10 protein-coding genes and 3 tRNA genes are annotated in these 21,040 nt (G+C 55.7%); 8 read left to right on the forward strand and 5 right to left on the reverse strand.

Features of this window, described 5'->3' with window-relative positions:
- Window positions 1-161 precede the first annotated feature (161 nt).
- The 5 genes from HMPREF1631_RS00495 (at window position 162) to dxs (ending at window position 11,996) form a co-directional block, all read left to right on the forward strand.
- Window positions 162-1,121, forward strand: a complete 960-nt coding sequence (locus tag HMPREF1631_RS00495; RefSeq protein WP_052046887.1) for a class C sortase — start codon at window positions 162-164, stop codon at window positions 1,119-1,121.
- Between the two features lie 146 nt (window positions 1,122-1,267).
- On the forward strand, window positions 1,268-6,562 hold the full coding sequence (locus HMPREF1631_RS00500) for a GA module-containing protein (RefSeq protein WP_084707248.1): 5,295 nt from the start codon (window positions 1,268-1,270) through the stop codon (window positions 6,560-6,562).
- 207 nt (window positions 6,563-6,769) lie between these two features.
- Complete coding sequence (locus tag HMPREF1631_RS00505; RefSeq protein ID WP_156956168.1) at window positions 6,770-9,397, forward strand: BspA family leucine-rich repeat surface protein; 2,628 nt, start codon at window positions 6,770-6,772, stop codon at window positions 9,395-9,397.
- Window positions 9,398-9,475: 78 nt separating this feature from the next.
- Window positions 9,476-10,003: a hypothetical protein gene (locus HMPREF1631_RS00510; protein WP_034231104.1), complete on the forward strand. Its 528-nt coding sequence runs from the start codon at window positions 9,476-9,478 to the stop codon at window positions 10,001-10,003.
- 82 nt (window positions 10,004-10,085) lie between these two features.
- Window positions 10,086-11,996 (forward strand): 1-deoxy-D-xylulose-5-phosphate synthase, encoded by a 1,911-nt coding sequence (gene dxs, locus HMPREF1631_RS00515; RefSeq protein WP_034231107.1) that lies wholly within the window; start codon window positions 10,086-10,088, stop codon window positions 11,994-11,996.
- 19 nt (window positions 11,997-12,015) lie between these two features.
- On the opposite strand, the gene HMPREF1631_RS00520 is transcribed toward dxs, so the two are convergent.
- The 3 genes from HMPREF1631_RS00520 to mprF are packed head-to-tail and all read right to left on the reverse strand — an operon-like array spanning window position 12,016 to window position 16,633.
- Entirely contained in the window at window positions 12,016-13,224 is a 1,209-nt protein-coding gene (locus HMPREF1631_RS00520; RefSeq protein WP_232215377.1) for an HRDC domain-containing protein, read from the reverse strand.
- Window positions 13,221-13,808, reverse strand: coding sequence for a DUF3000 domain-containing protein (locus HMPREF1631_RS00525; RefSeq protein ID WP_034231109.1), 588 nt, complete (start codon window positions 13,806-13,808; stop codon window positions 13,221-13,223). Before HMPREF1631_RS00525 ends, HMPREF1631_RS00520 begins: the two co-directional genes overlap by 4 nt.
- Window positions 13,805-16,633 carry a bifunctional lysylphosphatidylglycerol flippase/synthetase MprF gene (mprF, locus tag HMPREF1631_RS00530; protein WP_052046889.1) on the reverse strand — a complete coding sequence of 943 codons (2,829 nt, stop codon included), beginning with the start codon at window positions 16,631-16,633 and terminating at the stop codon, window positions 13,805-13,807. The genes HMPREF1631_RS00525 and mprF overlap by 4 nt, the downstream gene beginning before the upstream one ends.
- A 174-nt stretch (window positions 16,634-16,807) precedes the next feature.
- On the opposite strand from mprF, the gene HMPREF1631_RS00535 reads away from it, so the two are divergent.
- Window positions 16,808-18,193, forward strand: a complete 1,386-nt coding sequence (locus HMPREF1631_RS00535) for an esterase family protein (protein ID WP_034231111.1) — start codon at window positions 16,808-16,810, stop codon at window positions 18,191-18,193.
- On the opposite strand, the gene glgX is transcribed toward HMPREF1631_RS00535, so the two are convergent.
- Entirely contained in the window at window positions 18,147-20,333 is a 2,187-nt protein-coding gene (glgX, locus tag HMPREF1631_RS00540; RefSeq protein ID WP_034231113.1) for a glycogen debranching protein GlgX, read from the reverse strand. The two genes, HMPREF1631_RS00535 and glgX, sit on opposite strands and share 47 nt — an antisense overlap.
- 90 nt (window positions 20,334-20,423) lie before the next feature.
- Window positions 20,424-20,495: transfer RNA gene (locus HMPREF1631_RS00545), tRNA-Val, on the reverse strand.
- A gap of 359 nt (window positions 20,496-20,854) precedes the next feature.
- Between HMPREF1631_RS00545 and HMPREF1631_RS00555 the strand changes: the two genes are divergently transcribed.
- Window positions 20,855-20,927: transfer RNA gene (locus tag HMPREF1631_RS00555), tRNA-Gly, on the forward strand.
- 32 nt (window positions 20,928-20,959) lie between these two features.
- Window positions 20,960-21,033, forward strand: a tRNA-Cys gene (locus tag HMPREF1631_RS00560).
- Window positions 21,034-21,040 lie beyond the last annotated feature (7 nt).

Raw genomic sequence — 21,040 nt, forward strand, 5'->3', positions numbered from 1 at the left:
CGCAGGCGTATACGCAGCCGGCGGATTCAGAAGAAAAGAAAAGAAAACAGCATAAAGTTTTCTTCTTTTCGCCGGAATACTAAAATAACGGGGGTGCGGCCGCAGCGGCCGCACCCCCGTGCCACCCCGCGCGGATATCGAAACAGGTTAAAGAGGAAAATGTGCTGCGTAAACTGCTGATCATACTGCTGACGGTTCTGGGAATCGGGCTGCTGATGTATCCGGTAGTCGGTATTTATCTGGGCAATATCGAGCTGCTGAAAGAATCGCGCGCGCAGGAGAAACGGCTGGAAAAGCTGAACAGCACACCGAAAAAGGCAGACAGACTCTTTGCGCAGGCCCGGGAGTATAACGCCAATATCCGGGGAATCCCGATTCTGGATCCGTATCTGCACCGAATGACGTCCAAAGGCGCAAAAGAATACAAAGACTATGAAAATACTCTCGGGGACGACGTCATCGCCCGGCTCGTGGTGCCGAAAGCGAATATCGATCTGCCCGTACGCCACGGCACGGAAGAAAATGCGATCTCCGCGGGCGTCGGCCATCTGTTCGGTACAACGCTGCCCGTGGGAGGGAAAAACACAAATTCCGTGCTCACCGCGCACTCGGGTTTGGTTACGGCGAGCCTGTTTGACGATCTGCCGAAGCTGAAAAAGGGCGATTCCGTTTTTGTGCACGTGCTGAACCGGAAACTGGCTTATCGGGTGGTAAAAATTACCGTGATTAAACCCACGGACCTGGAGCTGTTTAATCCCGTGCCCGGAAAAGATATTTTGACGCTGTTTACCTGCACGCCCTATGGAATCAATACACATCGTTTGGTGGTGACGGCCTACAGAACCGGTCTGCGCGGCGCCGGCGGGGAAGACGAAAAGCCGATTTGGATCGAGGCGTTCAGATATTGGATGATTCTGCCTGCTGCGCTCAGTCTGACGGGCGCCGCGTTGGTGATCTACTTCGGTTTTTGCAAAAAGAAAAAGGAAGACGGGCCGAGCGCCGGCCGGGGTGCGCAGGCGCCTGCCGGCCGCGGGGAACACGCTCCCGGGAACTGCCCGTCTGCCGGGTCTGCGCCTGCCAAAACTGCGCATGGCAGACACGTGCGCGGCGCAAATATGTGAAAACCGGTATTTGGCGTGGCGTAATTCACTTAATTTTTTATTATGTGAAACTTGAGTTTTAGTAAAATTGTTCCTGTATCGGCTGTGGCCGAGGCATACCTATTTTCTGATATTTAATGCAAGTCATGAAATAAAAGGATTGAATAATGGAACACAGTTTACCCGCAAAATACTCAGCAAAATCACAGAGCAACACCCGACCCATGCTTTTCAGAAGCGCCTGCGCCGCCGTGCTTGCAGGTGCGATGATGCTCGGAGGGGGAGGTGCTCCGGCCTTCGCAGACGGATACGTCAGCGGCGACAACAACAATCTTTACTACGGATACAAGACCGACGCCGGATACAGCGCCATTCATTTGCTCACCGAGGTGCAGTTCTACGACACCGCGGAAGACGCGCACAAAGGGGATGCCTCAAAGCAGAATCCGATGGGCAGGTACGTGCGTGTGCACTATTATTCAAACGATCCGGAAGACGTTGCCGCGCAGCCCGATTTCTGGGCGCTGCGTCCTTCGTGGTGGTTCGGCGTGCCCAAGGGGCTGGAAAACGTACAGCACATTAAGCTGATCCGCAAAGAGCGCACCACGCACAGCGGCAGCGTACAGGTTAAGCACCCGGAGGTTGTGGGCGGTAAAGACCGCAGAGGCTTTACCGTTGTAACTGCGCACGAGTATGCCAGGCCCTCGGATTTTGACGGCATTTCACGCAGCCATTATTCGCAGAACGACCGTCTGAACAGCTCCAAGGCGCAAAAGACGTGGGACACACTGGTTGGTTTCACCAAATACGACAACACGGGCAACACCAAAGACCAGTGGCCGAGGTTCCAGAACAACACCCAGTCGATCTTTGTGGATTGGGAGTCCGCCGGCGCGCGTTCCTACGATTTCACTTATATTGCCAGGATTTCGGACAAGGTTGCGCAGGACCGCGTGAACAATCCGCTGTACTTCACCGCCGGCGTGCACCGTCCGGTGGGTAACTGGCATTACGCAACGGGCCGCGCGTATTATGCGCCCCGGGCTGCCGACAATATCAAAATCAAGTATCCGCCGCTGACCGAGGTTGCGAATACGGCGAAGCTTACCGGGGAGGAAAATGCGCTGGTGGTAAAGGCGATTAAAGACGCCAACGCGCGCAACGCGGATTTTGGGAAGTATCTGCGCCCGGCAGACGGCATAACGGTAAACGCGGACGGCAGCGCGAAGATTACCTTTGCCGACGGATCTTCGGTGCAGATTCCTTCCGTCATGCTGGTAAAGCAGGGGCAGAAGATGGCGGAGAAGTACCGTCCGCAGCCGGCGAAAAAGACAGGCGTGATTAAACTTGATGCTCTGACGCCGGATGAAAAGAAGCAGGTGAAAGAAGCTCTGGTGGCGGCGAATAAGAAAGACGGCGCCGAGAACGATTTCTTAAAGCATCTGCAGAAGAACGGCACGGATTACGCCATTGAGGTAGAAAACAACGGCGACGCGCAGATTACCTTCGCCGACGGATCCAAGATCACGGTTCCGGCTTCGGAGCTGGTGTATCAGGGCGAAACGATTGCCGACTGGGCGCCTTACGGCGTGCCGGATCCGATTGAGGTGGAAAATCCGCAGACGCTGAAGCCGGATGAGATCACGAAAGTGATTGCCGCATTCGACGAAGCCAACAAGGATCTTTCGATCTATCAGGATTCGAAGAAAGAGGGTAAGAGCCCGGTTGAGTTCAAAGACGGCAATGCCGTGATCACCTGGAAAGACGGTTCGCTCACCACAGTGCCGGGATATCTCTTCCTGAAGAAGAAGGCGGCGGATGTGCCGCAGCAGCCCAAGCCGCCGGTGCAGACGGATAAGCAGTTTAAGGTGACTCCGAAGTCGCCCACGGCCGTGAATTTCGATCCGTTCCATCCCAAGCCCGGGGATTTGGATGCGAATCAGACGCAGATCGATGCTCTGAAGTTAGCTTTGAAGAAGTATTCGGCTGTGGATACGGCGGACGGCACCACGCCCGTTACGATTACCGGGGTGGATTTTGACTTCGATAACGGCAAGGTGGTTTTCCACGCCGACGGATACAAAGATTCTTCCTATCCGATGGGTCTGTTCCTGAAGCAGAAGCCCGATAAGCAGACGCCGAAGGAAACGGAGCACACGCCCGCCGGTACGAGCTATAAGTATAAGGTAACCCCGGTGGAACGTGAGGGAAATACGCCGAGTATGCCGGAACAGGTAAAAGCGCTGAAGAGCTTTATTAAGTCCAATTACGGCATTGATCTGACGAATGATCCCACTGTGGCCGACAGCTACAGTCTGCCGGAAAATGCGCAGGCGGTTCCCGGTACCTCGGGAATGAATGTGTTCAAGAAGGGGACACATGATGATGCGGGTGTGACGACCATAAATATCGCCGGAGACGGCAGCCTGACCGTGCAGGGATATGAAAAGGGTAATCCCAACCCCAAGCAGCTGTTTACCGTGCCCGTGAGTGAGCTCTACGTGAAGAAGGGCGCGCCGACCGACCACACGGTTTCCGATCTGAAGGATCTGGCGAAGAAACTCGTCAAATCGAAGAAGGCTGAAGGCGTAACGGCTTCCGACTTTGAAAAGGCGGGCGTCCCGGCCACCGACGACAACACGATCAACGCGATGGACGAGCAGGCACTGCGCGATTTCATCAAGAAAGTCTCCGATGCCCGGCATATCGAAGAACCGCGCAGATACAAGACCGATCCGCTTCCCGTGGAAGACCTGTCCGCAGCGGGGGATTCCTTCGCCGCCGCGGTGCAGAAGTTCATTGCCGCCAACTATGACGGCGCGAACGTAACCGTCACCGGAAACGAAGTAAAGCTCGTCACGAAAGAGGGCAGCGGAGAACTGAAGAACGTCTACAATCTCACGCCGAAGGCGGATACCTCCGGAATGAAGACGGCCTCTGCAGACAATCCGAAGGGAATTGCCTCCATTAAGAAGAGCAGCGACGGGAAGGGTGCCGATGTCTGCGATCCGGAGGGCAAAGTACTCTTCTCTCTCTCGCAGGCCGAGCTGTACAGCCAAAGCGAAAAGCCAATGCCGGCAGATCAGCTGCAGAAGATGAAAGACGAGGCAAAGAAGGCCATCGAGAGAAATCCGAAGCTGACCAAAGAGCAGAAGGCAGACTTCGCGAAGCAGATCGACGATGCAGATACTCCGCAGAAAGTGCGCGAGATTCTGCAGAAAGCCAATGAGCAGGCCGGGCAGAATAATGTGAGCAGCGAAGATCTGAAGAAGAAGCAGCAGGAAGAAGAGCAGAAAGCACAGGAGGCTGCCAGGAAGAAAGCCGAGGAAGAGGCAAAACAGAAGGCCGAGGAACAGACCCGCAAAGACAAGGCCAATGCGGAGAACACCATCGGCACTCTGGACAACCTCAGCGACGGTGAAAAGCAGGAGCTGAAGAAGAAGCTGAACGGCGACGGAGCGGGTAACGAAGGTGCAAAGACTCCGGCGGAAGTACAGCAGATTCTCGATGAGGCAAAGGCGAGAGACGCTGCCCATGCGGCGGAAAAGAAGCTCGTCTTCCTTGACCACGGAAAGGGTGCGCAGAGCGAAGCCGCCGATCCGAACCATAAGGAAGACGCGGCACTTGACGAGCTGCTGCACCGGGAGGAGTCGAAGCAGAATCAGGCGCTGAAGAAGCTTGAAGATCTGCTGAAACCGAACTCGGGCGCGACCGCCGCGCAGATCGATGCCGCCGTGGAGGAAGCAAAGCGGGCAAACGGCGAAAACGAGCTGACGGCGAAGCAGAATGCGAAAGCAGAGCTTGCCGCGCTGCCGCAGCTGACGGAGGAACAGCGAAAGGCCGCAGAGGAGAAAATCAACTCTGCCACCGCTCCTTCGCAGATCAAGAAGGCGCTGGACGACGCCAAGACCCAGGACGCGAAGAACAGGAGCGACGGCGAAAACCAGCGTGCCGAGCAGAACAAAGCACAGGCCGAAGCCGACAAGCAGGCTTTGGAACAGGAAAAGAAGCAGGCAAAGGAGGATCTGGACAAGATTCCCGACCTGACCGAAGAGGAAAAGAAAGCGGCCGTGGAGGAGATCGACCACGCGACGAAGAAGGGTGACGCTCCGGCTGTGGTGAACCGCGCCAAGAAGCAGAAGAAGATCCGCGCCGTTTTGAAAGAAATTTCCGGGCTGGAACATCTGAACAACCGGCAGAAAGCGACGTTTGAGAGCATAATCAAACAGAGCGACGGCACGAACAAGACGGGCGAGAACGGCCAACCCACCGACAGAGACGATATTGACGACGCCCTGGACCAGGCGCTGAAGCTCAACGGAGCCATGAAGCGTTTGCAGGACCTGGACGGAATCGCCAATACCTTCAGGAACGGTGAAAAGTATAAGGCACTGGATGCGGGACATCCGGATCAGAAGGCCAAGAAAGACGCCTTTGATTCCGCGTTCGGACGCACCGACTCCGCGGCAGACCCGAATCAGCCGGGTGTGCTGAATAAGGAGAAAGGCGACGATCTCGGATTTGATCAGGTAAACGGGCTTTACCGCGAGCTCCTGGAGGCCATGAAGGCCATTGATCCCGCCGTGCAGGGAGCCGGTCTGTACACCGAAGATCTGCAAAAGGAATACGATGCGGACGCGAAGCTGAAGGCGGATAAGGATCCGAAGTACGAAAACGCATCCGAGAATGTAAAGCTCGCTTTTGATACGGCTCTGAACAACGCCAAGAGCGCGTTGGACGAGGCGAAGAAGGCGGGCGCGGCCACGGATCAGGCGGCGCAGGATAAAGTCACCGACGCCTATGTGCAGCTGGTGAAGGCGCGTCAGGCGCTGGACGGCGTGGACACCGCCGGGCTGAAAGCACTGGTGGACGAAGCGCCGGGCGTTAAGGCGGACACGGTATTTACCAAGTCCAAAGAGGATCTGCGCCGGGCGTACGAACAGGCTGTCGCCGACGGTGCCGCTCTGCTGACCCGCAAAGGCGTAACCGAGAAAGAAGTGCAGAGCGCGATCGCAAAGATAAATGCGGCCAAGGCTGCGCTGAACGGCGTGGATACCGCCGGACTGCAGGAGGAAGTCGGAAAGAAAGACGGAATAACCGGATCCGACAAATACCAAAATGCTTCCGCGGATAAGAAGGCGGAATACGACCGGGCACTCGCCGAAGCAAATAATGCGCTGGCGGAGGCTGCGGATACGAATTCCGGCAAGACGGCCCGGGAAAAGCAGCAGCGTGTAAATGCGGCTTTGGAGCGTCTGCGTCAGGCGGAAAATGCGCTTGACGGCAAGGCTTCCGTGCCCGCGCCCGCGCCCGCACCTGCTCCGGCTCCGACGCCCGTGCCCGCACACCGCCTGGCCCGCTCGGGAAGCAATGCTTCCTTCGCAGGTCTGCTGGCATCCGTGATGGCACTTGCCGGCGCAGCGGCTGCCGCCTTTGGGCGCCGCCGCGGCGAACGGAAATAAAAATCTGATTTGAGGAAATAAATCAGGCTTTTGGGCAGTGCCGTTCCGCATTTGTGATGCGGAACGGCACTGCCTTCCTTTTTTTGCGGGATAAACGCCTTTGCCCGCGCATGCCTGCGGACTATGGGTGCACTGTCTTCCGTTTACGGAATAAACTCTTTGCATTGTATACTTGAATGGACTTGATCAAAAGAAGTGGAGATATGAGTGGATAATTGTCGTTGTCTGTTGCCCGAAAGCCGAAAGGCACGTTTCCTGATCGCGCTCTTTACCGTGATTACGGCGTGCGCTACTGCTTTTTCCTGTTTCTCTTCGGCCCGGGCAGACCGCACGGACGGTGTATCCGCACCGCACTCTGCCGCCGCGGCGCCGGGCAGTGCCGGTTCCGCTTCCGGGGAAAATGCCTCCGGTCTTCTGCTTACCGATGAGAAGGCAGAGAAGATGGAAGGCTGTGAAGCGGTTATCGAAGGGGACTATATTATTCTCCGTCCGAAGAACAATGCCGCGGAAGGCATACTTTGGAGACCGCGGGACGACGTAAAATACAAAAAATACAGAGACGAATACTATGCCGTGCAAAAAGTTCTCACCGACGAAAAAGCGGAGGGGAAAACCCTGAAGATAGAGGGAAAGATATACGGCTATAAATCCCTGTGGCGTCTCTTCTACCAATCTCCGATAAAATCCCTGGGCAATATCGACCGGCTCGACGTGGGCAACGTGACCGGAATGTATGAAATTTTCAGGGACGCCAAATTTATCTCCGATCTGAAACCGCTGGCGAAATGGAACGTCGGAAACGTAACCGATTTCAGCTACGCGTTCAGCGGGGCAAAATCCCTGATTAACCCGACGGGAATAGAAAACTGGGATGTATCGAAAGCTGCTTCGCTCACTTATCTTTTTTCCGAATCCGGGATCGCCTCTCTTGACGCTGTGAAAACGTGGAACACGAAGAACACGGAAAATATGCGCGGCCTGGTGGCAGGATGCGTAAACCTCTCAAGCCTTGAACCGCTTGCCGGCTGGAATACCGCCAACGTAACCAATATGCAGTTCCTGGCTGCCGGGTGCAAAAATATAAAATCCCTCAAAGGCCTGGAGAAGTGGAATACGTCGAAGGTAGATAATCTTGTGGGTGCGTTTTGGCAGTGCGCAGATCTGAACGACATTTCCGCACTGGCCAAGTGGGACGTTTCAAAGGTGAAGGAAATGAGCGGACTGTTTAGCACCTGCGGCAGCCTGGAAGATGTTTCCCCGCTTAAAAACTGGCAGACACAGAGCCTGGAAAAAATGGATTCCATTTTTGAAAACTGTACGCAGCTGAAAAACCCGGATGTTGTTTCGCATTGGGATACATCCAAAGTGACGGATTTCGGCAAGGCGTTTGACGGTGTGCCGCCCATGCCGCAGACGACAGTCCTGGATTTCAGCAACAAAAGAATTACCAAAGACAACATCTCCTCGCTTTCCACTCTCAAAGATCTGCAGGGAGTAATTATTGCCAATAATTGGCAGGTGGACGCCGATGCGCAGGCCGGTTTGGAAGCGGCGCTGTTTGCCAACCCGGTGAAGCACATTATCGTTACGGACAACGAAACACTGCTTACAAAACTCAAAGACGTCAAATATCCGAAACCGGTTACGCTTTGCGCGAAAGGGGAGAAGTTTTCGCTTTATCTGCCGGCGGTGTACGATTCGCGTATTAACGGCACGGGCAAACCCGCTTCCCATGATGCAATGGCTGTGGTGGGACCGCAGGTGAAAGCGGCAATCGAAGGAAAGATCGAAGAACTGCGGAAGGACCGTCCGCAGCTGAACCTTGCCGGAGATTATCTTCCGCCGGCCGAATCCGCGGCAGGGGAGTCTCCTCTGCGGCTCTTTCAGGATTATTTCCCGGGCGTGAAGGAAAAAATTGCGGCAAAAATGCAGTATGCGGCCGACGCAGATGCGCCCTATGACGCAAAGACCGTTGTCACGCCTGCAACAGACGGGGAAAAGAGCGTAATCACGGTTGTGAAGCCGGACGGGCAGAAAGAAATTAAAGAAACGGTGCTCCGCAAGGCGGTAAACGGACTGACGAAAGTGGGCAGCAGGAAGGAAATCCGGGGCACGGACGGGAGCGTGACCACCGAAATATACGGTGTCGACCCCGATACGGGAGCTTTGAGTGCCGCTGCGCTGAGCAGAAAGACCGTGAAAAAGGGAACGGAGATTTTGGATATCGCCACGCGCGTGACCAAAACAAAAGAGACCATAAAAGCGCACATGAAATACGAAGCCGATCCAAGCCTGACTTTCCGCTCTTCGGTGACGGTAACGCAGGCGGAAAACGGCGAGAAACAGATCACCGTAAAGAGCTATACGGAAAACGGCAGCCGGAAAGAAACGAGAACCGAAGATATTCTCAAACCCGCGCGGGAGGGACTGACCAAAATCGGAAATGCGGAGACGACTTACGAAACAATAGGCACTTCACGGGTGAAAGTGGTCAAAACATATGCCGTTGATCCGCTTACCGGTGTGCTGGGAGACGTAATATCCACACATAAAACGCTCACAGCGCAAACACTGCGGAACAATGCCGTTACCCACACGCCGGCGCTGCCTCCTGCCCGCAGCGTTTTGCCAAACGAAATGCCGGCGCGGAGCCGGGGCGGACACGCCGGCCGGGCCGCTTCCGCACCCGGCACGCGGCATCTGGCGAAGTCGGGCAGCTGTGAAACATGGCTGCCGGCGCTGTTCTTCCTTCTGCCGGCGGCGGGAATTACCCTGTCGCGCCGATCCCGGCGGGCACGGAACCGATTTGTGGGCGGAAGCGCTCCGCTTGCGTAAAGTCTGCCGTGCCCACACCGTTCGTGCCTGAAAAACGGTAAAATATAAATCAGGTATGAAAACGAAGGTGAGGTAATAATGCAGGTACACAAGGCGACGCAGGCGGATATCGCAGAAATTGAGGATATTTATGCCCGGGCGCGGGTATTCATGAAAGAAAACGGCAATCCGAATCAGTGGGGAAACGGTTATCCCTCGCATGAAAATGTCCTCGCGGACCTTGCCTCGGGTGCTCTCTACGCCGTGGAAGACGCCGACGGTCTGTGCGGGGTATTTACCATGACAGAGGGGGAGGAGCCCACATACCGCAAAATTGACGGGCACTGGCTGAACGACAGGCCCTATCTTACTTTGCACCGCGTTGCCGGGAAAAAGCGCACGGAAAAGGATTCTTCCGCCGCGCCCGCGGGGAGAAAAACGGGTATATTCGCTTCTGCGGTGGAATATGCGAAGCAGTTCGGACTCGATATCCGCGTAGACACCCACGAACTGAATCTGCCGATGCGCGCGGCGATTAAAAAGGCCGGGTTCACCGAATGCGGTACCGTATGGGTGCGCGACGGTTCGCCAAGGATCGCTTTTCATCTTCCCTGCGCGGAGCGCTGAGCGGGCGGGGGTAAATTGAGGCCGCCCCAAAAGAAACGTAAAATTAAATTGGCATGCGTAGGCGGTGTGGCTTGGAGGCACTATGGAAATATTGGACTCGCTAAACGGTCCACAGGATCTGCGTCGGCTCAGCGAAACGGAACTGGTCCGTCTGGCGGGGGAAATACGCCGGTTTCTGATCACCAATGTGTCGAAAACGGGAGGGCATCTCGGGCCGAATCTGGGCGTCGTGGAACTTACGATTGCCCTGCACCGCGTATTTGACTCCCCGGCGGACAAACTTATTTTCGACACGGGACATCAGGCATACGTGCACAAAATTCTGACCGGGCGCAAAGATTTCACGCGCCTGCGCCGCTCGGGGGGTCTGTCCGGGTATCCGTCCCGCGCCGAATCGGAACACGATATCGTGGAAAATTCCCATGCCACAACCGCTCTTTCGTGGGCGGACGGCATTTCGCGCGGGTTTCTGCTCTCCGGGCGCAAAGACCGCGTAGTTGCGGTTATCGGCGACGGTGCGCTGACCGGGGGGATGGCATGGGAAGCACTGAACAACATAGCCGAAGACGCAAAGCGTCCGCTGATTATCGTGCTGAACGACAACGGCAGATCGTATGCACCCACCGTAGGCGGTTTTATCCGCAGATTTGACGCCGTGCGCAAACTCGACGGACTGCGCGTGAACCGGCGTTACGAGGATATGCTGGATTGGGGAAAACGGGCGCTGAAAGGCGCCGGAACACCCGGCCAGCTGGCTTACGAGACGCTGCACGGTCTGAAACGCGGCATGAAAGGCGTATTTTTTGACGCCGGCATTTTCGATTCCCTGGGTCTGAAATATCTGGGCCCGGTAAACGGGCACGATCTTCCGCAGCTGCTGGAAGCCCTGGAGATGGCAAAAAATTTCGGTGCCCCCGTTGTTGTGCACGTGATCACGGAAAAAGGACGCGGATATAAGCCGGCGGAACTGAACACCGACGATCATTTTCATGCCGTCGGAGCGATTCACCCGGAGACAGGTCTGCCGCTTGTTCCCTCCAGATTCGGATGGACGAAGATATTCGCCGACGAAATTACGAAGATTGCCGCGAAGAATCCGAAAATAATCGGGATCACGGCGGCAATGATGCTCCCCGTGGGGCTGGGGCCGCTGCAAAAGAAATATCCGCAGCGGGTGATAGATACGGGCATTGCAGAGCAGCACGCGCTGACTATGGCGGCAGGCCTGGCAAACAGCGGTTTCCATCCGGTGGTTGCGCTCTACGCAACGTTCATGAACCGTGCATTCGATCAGCTTTTAATGGATGTAGCCCTGCACCGCGAGCCGGTTACGGTCTGTCTGGACCGCTCGGGGATCACCGGAGACGACGGACCGTCGCACAACGGAATGTGGGATATTTCCCTGGCGGCAATGATTCCCGGACTGGCGGTCGGGGTTCCGCGCGACGAAATCAGAATGCGGGCCATCCTGAACACGGCGGCCGAAATGGACGGCCCGAATCTGATCCGTTATCCGAAAGGCGGGGTGAGCGGCGAAATTCCGGCTGTGGAGCACCGCGGAACAGTGGATATTCTCTTTCGGCGCAGGGAAAGCGGGGAAAACGGGAAAAAACCCGTTCTGCTTGTCGGTGTGGGGGTGATGAACGGTATTTTAACCCAAGCTGCCCAAAGTATGGATACGGAATGCGTTGTGGCCGATCCGAAATGGATTTTTCCGATATCCGACGATCTCGTCTCCCTTGCGAAAGAAAGCAGGGCATTGGTTGTTTTGGAAGACGGTTTGGTCAACGGCGGATTCGGCGCGGAATTAAATCTGACGCTGCAGCAGCATGACGTACAGATTCCCACGAAGCTGCTGGGAATTGCAAAACAGTTTCCGCACCACGACACGCGCTCCCATATCCTGCAAAAGATGGGGATGACTGCCGCGGACGTATGCGCTGCCGTCCGTGCCCTCGACGGGCAGAGCAAAGCGGGAGAAGAGCGCGGATAAGAGGCCTGCGGCAGCGGCGTCAGTTCCCGGAAAAAGAATCCATGATCCGCGCGGCGAGCTGTTCTGTCTGCCACGGACGCGCCCCGTATGCGTGAAGTTTTTCCTCCAAGTCGCTGCCGCCGGACCAGCCCTCCCAGGCAAGCTGTTTTTGGATCGCCGGTTTCAGCAGCACTTCCTGGCGGATTCCCAGTTCTTCGGCGCGTGCCAGCACGCAGCCGCGCACCGCTTTCCACCGCCGGGCGGCATTGGGATTAACGTGCTCCCATTTATACGGCTGCGGAAAAGGATTTTTCGTGTCTTTTGCGCTCAGCTCCGGAAGATTTTCCCCACTGACCTTCCATGCGCTGTTCACGGCATTCCACCAGTATTTTACGTCCCTTTGCAGTATCCGCCGGCGCAGCGGCACGGAATTTGCCAGATCGGAAAAAGAGCGGGGTTTCCGGCGTGCTATTTCCCCCAGGACGGCTGAGGGAATGACTTTCCCGGGAGCTACATCCCGTATTTGGGCGATTCTGTCGCGTTCCGCCCACAGACGGGAGAGCATTTCCAGAGCGCGGCGGTCGTCTATCTCCAGTTTTCGCTGTGTTTTCCGCCAGGGCTGCCGGGGTTTCGCGGGAGCCGGGCGCAGAAGAACTTCCCTGCATTCCTGGGCGAACCACTCGTAGCGGTTGGCGGAGTGCAGCATGGCAAGCAGTTTTTCCCGCAGTTCATGCAGCAGTTCCACGTCAAGGGCCGCATAGGCGCGCATTTCCCCGGTCAGCGGACGCTTTGACCAGTCGTCGGCGGAGTGCTCTTTTGCCAGCGCGTAGCCCAGCACTTCGGCCACCATGGACTGCAGTGAGACGCGCTCGAATCCGAGAATCAGGCCGGCCAGTTCGGTGTCAAACAGGCTCTTCGGCTTCAGACCCAATTCGCGCAGGGAAGGCAGATCCTGATCGGCTGCGTGCAAAATCCATTCATCGTCCATAAGCGCGCGCAGCCGGTCCAGCCGGTCTTCGATTCCGACCGGATCCAAAAGAAAAATGGGGGAGTCTGCGCGTTTGATCTGCACCAGGTAGGCGCGGTTCGAATATCTGATTCCCATCGCCCTCTCGGTGTCGACGGCAAACGGGCCGCTGCATCTGCCGAGAACGGAAAACATTTCCGACAGATCTTCATGCGTTACATCGGGAATCCCTCCGCGCGGGACGGAAAGCTCAACGGTATTGGAAAAATCGATATGTTTCAAATCGTCCCGATCCTCTGCGGCAAAGAATAAAGAAGCGGATTATACGGAGGCAGACCGGCAAGTGTGGCGGCAAAATCGGCCCATGCCCGCAGGTGGGCAGTCAAATTGGGCGAGTTGGGGGTCCAGGACGCACGCAGCTCCAGTTCGATACGCGAAAGATCAAGCGTCTGCCCGCCGAAAGTTTCATTAAAGACGCGTGTTACCGTGCCGTTCAGATTATGAAAAGACGAATTCGCGGCCCGCAGCGAATCGTGAATCCAAGACCATGCCACTTCTCCCAGAAGGGGATCGTCTCCGAGTTCCGATTCGATCGGTGCCTGTGCGTGAATAACGATTCTGAACTGACCGTCCCATGCAGGCTGACCCTGAGGATCATAGAGAACCACAAATTTGGTGTTTCCGCGGTAGAAATCCGGATCACAGTGCGCGTCTTCGTTTATCTCCGCCTGCAGGGCAACGGCCCAGGGCGCAATACGCGTCGGCGGGGGAATCTGCGTGAGATGAAACTCCGGCCGGAACTTCTGCCCTTTCAGAGATTCAAGGGCAGTAACGAAGTCCTGCGGCGGAAGATTCTGGTCACTCACACACCGACTTTATCCTCTGAGTCGCCCGAAGTGGTTGTTGCCACGCCGTGGGGTGCCGAATCCCGTTTATTTTCCTTTTTGGGTTTCTCCTCCGGCCCGGGTTTTGATTTTGTTTTTGCCTTTGGTTTCGGCTTTGCCCCGGACGCTGCGGATTTGGGCCCGCAGGCCCCGGATTTCGTCTCCGGCGGGTTTTCCGCACCGGGATCGGTGAAATGCAGGGAACTGTTGCGGCACGCGGCGAAAAGTTCCCTGCTGCGTCTGCAGTCGTCGCTGTCGTGGTCGGTCGGTTTATTGATGATTTCCAGCAGCGCCAGGAGCAGCGAAGGCAGAGATTTCTTTGACGAATACACCAGATAGCGGGAATCCCAGCGGGGCCTGAACTTTTCTTTGTATGCACGCAACCCGTGGAAGTTGTATATCCGGTCGCCGAAATCATGCACGTAGCGCACAACGAGTTCCGCGCCGTGCGAATGGCGTTTGCGCCCCACGTTGGAAAGCGGGGCCATTCCCAAATTGAATTCCTTAAAGCCGACTTCTTTTGCCCACTCAATAAGCGAAACCAAAATTCCGTCCATCGTGCCGCCGGGGGAGTCCGGACGGAAACGCATCAGATCGAAAGAAACGGTTTCTTTGTTGAAGAAAACAACATTTGCGAATCCCTCAATGCGTTCTTTGGAACGCACAACGGCCACCGGGCCGTTCGACAGATAATCGGGATCAAAGAATCCCAGAGAATACCCCATTTCCTCACGTTCGCCGAGCCAGGAATCGGAAACTTCTTTCAGCTCTTTGATCAGGGAATCGCTGAACGGGGGATAAATCAGTTCGAAAAAGGTGCCGTTTTGCGCCATCCGGTTGCGCATTCTGCGGAATATCTTTCCGGAGTTGCCCACATTGGAATACGAATCCAGTTCGATGGTTGCGTCTTCCCCGATTTTTACGATTTGCAGTCCTTCCTCGACAACCAGGGGAAGATAGCGGTTGGCAATCTGATAGAAGGCAATACTCATATTGTGGTCGTCGGCAAAAGTAAGCAATTCGTCGACGGCGGCGGGAAAATCATCCCCGACACCGATCGGGTCGCCCAGAACCAGCAGCGATCCGCGGTGCGGGCGGTAGAGAAAAGCAACCGTATGGGCGCTGTTGTAGAATATCTGCTTGTCGCCCAGGCCGTAAAGATACGAGTAGTTGTTGCCGTCGTGGGAAAGAAGAAAATTATGGAACTCGTCGATTTCTCCGTGCGTGGGAGCCACAAAATCGAGTTTCTGCGAATGCGAAAAGATAATCGTCGTCACGATCACGCTGATTGCAAACAGGCAGAAAGCCAGCTGCAAAAGACGGTGGTTGGGACTGACCGAACGGATATAAACGGTTTTTGCGTGTATTGCCCAAATCCGCAGCGACAGCAGAATCAGGGGAATCAGCAAAGTAAGCACGGTGGCCTTTATCAGCTGCGCTTTTGTGGGCTTTTTCGGCTCGTTTTGGAAATGGTCGCGCGAAGCGAGCAGCAATACGGCGAAGAGAAGCAAAATAGCGGCATCCTTATATTCCATTCCCTCGCGCAGAGAAGACAGGACGCCCACGGCAAGCAGCCCGACGGCAATAAAATATACGTGGCGCACACGCTGTTTCAGGCCGTAGGCAAGCACGATCAGCATGGTTCCGATGGCAATCGACGTCAGGGCGGTTGCGTTGCGGATATCCGCCGACAAAAACCCGTAAAGGTGGACAGAGCGCAGGAATTTCTCGGAAGTGACCGTAGACAGAATCAGCAAAACACCGCCAAGAGCAGTGTAGAACCACAGCACATTGTGGATCATTCCCCCTCTGCGCCGGGCATTTTCCAGTTCGCGGTGGGCATCCAAAAATTCCGTGGTCGACAAAAGCAGTGCAAGCAGCCACGGGACGACGTAGTAGGAAATACGGAAAAGCAGCACGCCCAGGAACAGCTCGGAAGTGTCGATGCTGTGATTGGCGAAGAGTGTCAGGACGGCAAGATCAAATGTGCCGATTCCCGCCGGAAGCATTGAAAGCAGACCGATCACGGTTGCCGCGGAATACACAAACAGGCTGAACATGAAATGCGCGTCCGGGGCGAACAGGCGGATGCAGATCCAGAAAAAGACCGCGGCCGCCGCCCAGTCCACAACCGACGCCAGCAGCATTTGGCATTTCTGCGCAAAGTTTTGGTGGGAAAGAAAAGATTTGCCCAGATTTATCCGGCCGAGCCTGATGTGCTGACCGAAGAAATAAAACGGCAGATACAGGCATCCGACGAGGGAGATGATGAGCGCGCTGCCTTCCCAGCGCAGGGCAATCGGCAGTGTGGCGAGAATGATTGCAAACAGTCCGAGAAGGTTCGCCGCCCAGACGGACATGGTCAGGTTCAGCGCTTTTTTCGTGTCTATTCCGCGTGAAGTGTAGTGTTTTGTGCGCAGCGTTCCGCCCGTCAGTCCGCCCAAACCGGCGAAATTGTTGAATGCCTGGGCAATCCATCCGATCGTGAGTGCGTTCTTTACGGATATGTCCACGCCGAAGTGCCGCCGCGCAAACACGTCGTAGACGCCGGTTGCCATAAAGGCAAAAATTCCGAGAAGCATGACCCCCACGAGCACGTCAGGACGCTGACGGGAAAAAATTTCCTTCACCGTGAACAGTGAAATCGAAGACAACTCGCGATACGCCACAAAGGCCACGCTCAGGAGCATAACCGCATAAAAAATACGCAGCAGCGCTTTTCGGTGGGCGCCGAAGAAGTTCCGTGCCTTTTCCCAAAAAGCCGGGCCGTGCATTTCGCGCTCCGCGGCCGTACTGTTTTTCCTCATACCCTCAATTATACTTTTTGCCGAATCGGCAAAGGTGAAGCCGGGGAATGATTTTTTTCATGCAGATTCATACCTGAGTATGACTGCTCATATAACAGGGTGAAAAATTGTACTCTATCCTTGATTAATGAAATAATCAAACGTCATTAAAGGAAATCAGTAGGATAGAAAAAGATGTTTGCCCCCGATTCGCTGCTGTGGACAGTGCCGATTGCGGTCCTGTTCGTATTTTTTTTCGCCGGAGCGGTGAAAATGCTTCGGAACGGGGGAATGTTCCGTTTTGCCTTTGCCGTGCTGGGTGCGGCGGCGATTTTGTGTGCCGCGGCGGGATGGCAGATTAACTATTTCAGCGGATACGCAAAAAGCTGGGAAGAAGCGAAAACGATTCTTGCCGGAGAAAACGGAGCTGCCGGGCCGCCGGTGGCGATGCTGACCGCCCCGGCGCACAGCGCGGAAAACAAAATGAGTGCGCAGGGCACTTTTCTTGATACTTCCGATTTGGGCAGCGGCAGCAACAGCACCGACACGCTTTACAGATTTCGCGGCAGATATTCCGGTATAGAGCAGAAGGTGCGCATTTGGGCGCCTGCCGGCTGGCAGGAGAAAAAGAATCTGCACGTAATGTTTCTGCTGCATGGTTTTCCCGCCAATCCCGGAAAAGTATTTTCCAGACTGCAGGCGGATACGGCGCTGTCTCAGCCCGGGCTGGAAAACACGATATTGGTTATGCCGGAAACGCGTCCCGATCCGAAAGAACCTGACTGCGTTGATTTTAAAGACCGCCCCAAAGTGGGAACGTGGATTCTGAAAGACGTTGTGGAAGTGGTACGGGATAATTTCCCCGTTTCCGCCGACAGCGACGACTGGTCTATCGGGGGAGTCTCCGCGGGAGCGTACTGCTCCGGAATTTTGGCGGCGAAAGGCAATTCGCTCTTTGGCAGAGTCATCTTCCTCTCGGGATACGACGATCCCGCTTTCGGCGGCCTCAGACATCTTTCCGAGGCACGGCAGCGTCCCTACCGGATAACGCAGGCCCTTTCGGATGCCGCAAAAAAGCGTAAAAAACCGCTGAAAGTATTTGCTTTTGCTTCCGGCACGGATCGGGACGCGATCGGCTCGCTCAACGGCCTGTTGGCCCTAAAAAACAATAATCTGCAGGTGAAAGCCGTATATTACCGATACGGCGGACACAATTGGCAAACATGGTCGCGGGCATTTTCCGATGCGGGAAAATGGCTTGCCGGCAGGGAACCGTCGCACACCCGTACCCGGCCGATTCCCATTTCCCGCTCGGTGCTGAATCTTCCCGTGGTATTCGGGGCGGTGTATGCGCTGACTCTGATCGGTGCGCTGTGGATGCTGCTGAGAACCGGCAGAAAAAATCGTGCATCTTTGCCGCGGCGGCGCGGCGCAAAGTCGCCGGGAATGAAAAAAGCGGCGGCGGTCACGGTCTGTGCCATGGTATATGTCCTGATCGGATTCGCTTTTCTTGCCAATTTGCAGTTTGAAACGGTCAGTTCGTTTGCCGATCTGCGCGCAGTGTTTCAGCTGCTACACTGAGCAGGGATATTCGGTCAAATCCCTTTTCCCGCCGGCGCTGCAGAACCGTCACCGATCTGGAACGGACCGTAAAACAGTCGCCCGGCCGGTAGGCAGGGGGCATTTCGGCGTCCGCCGCGGAATCGGTAGACAGGGTCGGAATCCAGTCGGTTCCGATTTCGGAAGCGGGCACCGTGAATTTCAGATCTTCGGCCGAGGCGTTGAACGCAATCAGGAAATCGTCGTCGGTGATTTTCTCCCCGCGCAGATTCGGTTCGGTGATTTTGTCGCCGTTATAAAACACCATCAGCGCCCGGGCGTAAGACGTAGTCCAGTCGCTCTCGGTCATATACGTACCGTCGTTGCGCAGCCATTCGATGTCTCCGAGGACGGATGAGCCTCCGCGCGAAGAGGCACCGCGGAAAAATCTGCGGCGGCGGAATACCGGATGCCCGCCGCGCAGGGCAATCAGTTTTTGCGCGAAAGCGAAAATTTCCTCCGCTTCATCGTCAAAATCCCAGTTCATCCAGGAAATGGGATTGTTTTGGCAGTAGGTGTTGTTGTTGCCGTTCTGCGTGCGCCCGATCTCGTCCCCGTGGGAGATCATCGGCACGCCTTGGGAGAGAAGCAGCGTGGCAAGAAAATTTTTAATCTGCCGCAGCCGAAGTGTCTTTATCTGCGGGTCGTCGGTGGGGCCTTCCGTGCCGCAGTTCCACGAACGGTTGTGGTTTTCCCCGTCGAGAGAATTCTCTTTGTTCGCCTCATTGTGTTTTTCGTTGTACGAAACCAGATCGCGCAGCGTGAATCCGTCGTGGGCAACGATGAAATTAATTGAGGCCATCGGTTTGCGCCCGGAATGGGCATACAGATCGGACGAACCGCTGAGACGGGAGGCGAATTCTTCCAGCGTGGAAGGTTCCCCGCGCCAAAAATCGCGCATTGTGTCGCGGTATTTTCCGTTCCATTCCGTCCACAGGGACGGGAATTCCCCCACGTTGTATCCGCCCTCGCCGATGTCCCACGGTTCGGCAATCAGTTTTACCTGCGAAATTACCGGATCCTGCTGGATGATGTCGAAGAAAGTGGAAAGCTTGTCTACCGCGTGCAGTTCCCGTGCCAGAGTGGAGGCCAGGTCGAAACGGAAACCGTCGACGTGCATTTCCTCGATCCAGTAGCGCAGGGAGTCGGTGATCAGCTGCAGCGTGCGCGATTCGCGCATATTCAGGGAGTTTCCGGTTCCCGTGGTATCGAAATAGTGTGCGGGGTCTTCGGGCACAAGGCGGTAATAGGAGGGATTGTCCAAACCGCGCAGAGACAGCGTCGGACCCAGATGGTTGCCCTCGGCGGTGTGGTTGTAGACGACGTCCAGAATGACTTCGATATCCGCCTCGTGCAGTGCCTTTACCATCGATTTGAACTCATCGACCTGCTGCCCGCGGCTGCCGGAGGAGGAGTAGGTGTTCTGCGGGGCGAAAAAACCGATTGTGTTGTAACCCCAATAGTTTGAAAGTCCTTTTTCGATCAGACCCGTGTCGTTTACGAACTGGTGGACCGGCATCAGTTCAACGGCGGTAACTCCCAGTTTCCGCAGATACCCGATGTTTGCCGGATGCGCCATGCCCATATAGGTGCCGCGCAGAGAGGCGGGAATATCCGGGTTGAGCTTCGTCATTCCCAAAATATGCGTTTCATAGATAACGGTATTGTGGTATTCGTGTTTCGGAGGGCGGTCGTGCCCCCAGTCGAAATAGGGACTGTGGACGACGGAGAGCATCGTATGCCCCAAAGAATTTTCCCGGCAGCGTTTATCGGGATTGGAAAAATCGTAGGAAAAATTGGCCCGGTGGTTTTCCACCTGTCCCTCGATGGCTTTTGCATACGGATCGAGCAGAATTTTGGAGTCGTTGAAGCGCAGTCCGCGCGCCGGGTCAAATTCCCCGAAAGCGCGGAAACCGTAACGCTGCCCGGGGCGGATACCCGGCAGATAGCAGTGCCGGACGTCGGCGTCCGTTTCCGAGAGCATAATCTGTGTCTCGCTGCCGTCGTCGTCAATCAGGCAAAGACTGATTTTTTCGGCGTGGGCGGAATAAACCGCAAAATTCGTGCCCATGCCGTCGTAAGCGGCTCCGAGGGGATAGGGGCGTCCCGGCCAGATTTCCATCGTGCTTCCGTTCCGAAAATTAGGGGAATTAAAGGCGGCGCATACCGTCAATACAAAGATACCAAGTGTGTGCGCAATAAGCATTGAAAGTGGGCGATATGGGGTTCGAACCCATGACCTCTTCCGTGTGAAGGAAGCGCGCTACCACTGCGCCAATCGCCCGAAAGTTACCAGTCGATTATAGACCATCGAAACCGGATACCGATAATCGCATATCCTATTTGGGGTGTGTTGTCGGACACCTCCGGTAAATTTCCGGTGTTTTCTCCGTTTCCGTCCTTTTGTTTTCTTTTCTTCCGGATCTTTCGGGTTTCGCATCCCCGGTGAGTTTTCCGCTGTGTGCGCACGGGCGGAAAAGTTCTGTGCGCACGGGCGGACAGGTTTTTGCGCAGGCGCGCGGAAAGGCGTGCGGGCAGGCGTGGGGAAGTGGCGTAGGCCACGATGGGGGACTGGACATTTCGCAGGCAAAGTGGATATAGTAATCAAGTCGCAGCAAAACGACTCTTTGCCGGCGATGTTCTGCGGATGTAGCTCAGTTGGTAGAGCACAACCTTGCCAAGGTTGGGGTCGCGGGTTCGAGTCCCGTCATCCGCTCGATAGCCGGCAGAAGGTCTGCTTAACTACGTGGTGGGTTGGCCGAGAGGCGAGGCAGCGGCCTGCAAAGCCGTATACACGGGTTCGAATCCCGTACCCACCTCCACTTTCTG

It is taken from the genome of Arcanobacterium sp. S3PF19 (assembly GCF_000758825.1).
Classification (GTDB): Bacteria; Actinomycetota; Actinomycetes; order Actinomycetales; family Actinomycetaceae; genus Arcanobacterium_A.

Excerpts from the sequence above, each read along its gene's own strand:
- HMPREF1631_RS00500 (WP_084707248.1), top strand. The coding sequence starts at position 1,268 with ATGGAACACAGTTTACCCGCAAAATACTCAGCAAAATCACAGAGCAAC.
- HMPREF1631_RS00510 (WP_034231104.1), top strand. The coding sequence starts at position 9,476 with ATGCAGGTACACAAGGCGACGCAGGCGGATATCGCAGAAATTGAGGAT.
- dxs (WP_034231107.1), top strand. The coding sequence starts at position 10,086 with ATGGAAATATTGGACTCGCTAAACGGTCCACAGGATCTGCGTCGGCTC.
- mprF (WP_052046889.1), bottom strand. The coding sequence starts at position 16,633 with ATGAGGAAAAACAGTACGGCCGCGGAGCGCGAAATGCACGGCCCGGCT.
- HMPREF1631_RS00535 (WP_034231111.1), top strand. The coding sequence starts at position 16,808 with ATGTTTGCCCCCGATTCGCTGCTGTGGACAGTGCCGATTGCGGTCCTG.
- glgX (WP_034231113.1), bottom strand. The coding sequence starts at position 20,333 with ATGGAAATCTGGCCGGGACGCCCCTATCCCCTCGGAGCCGCTTACGAC.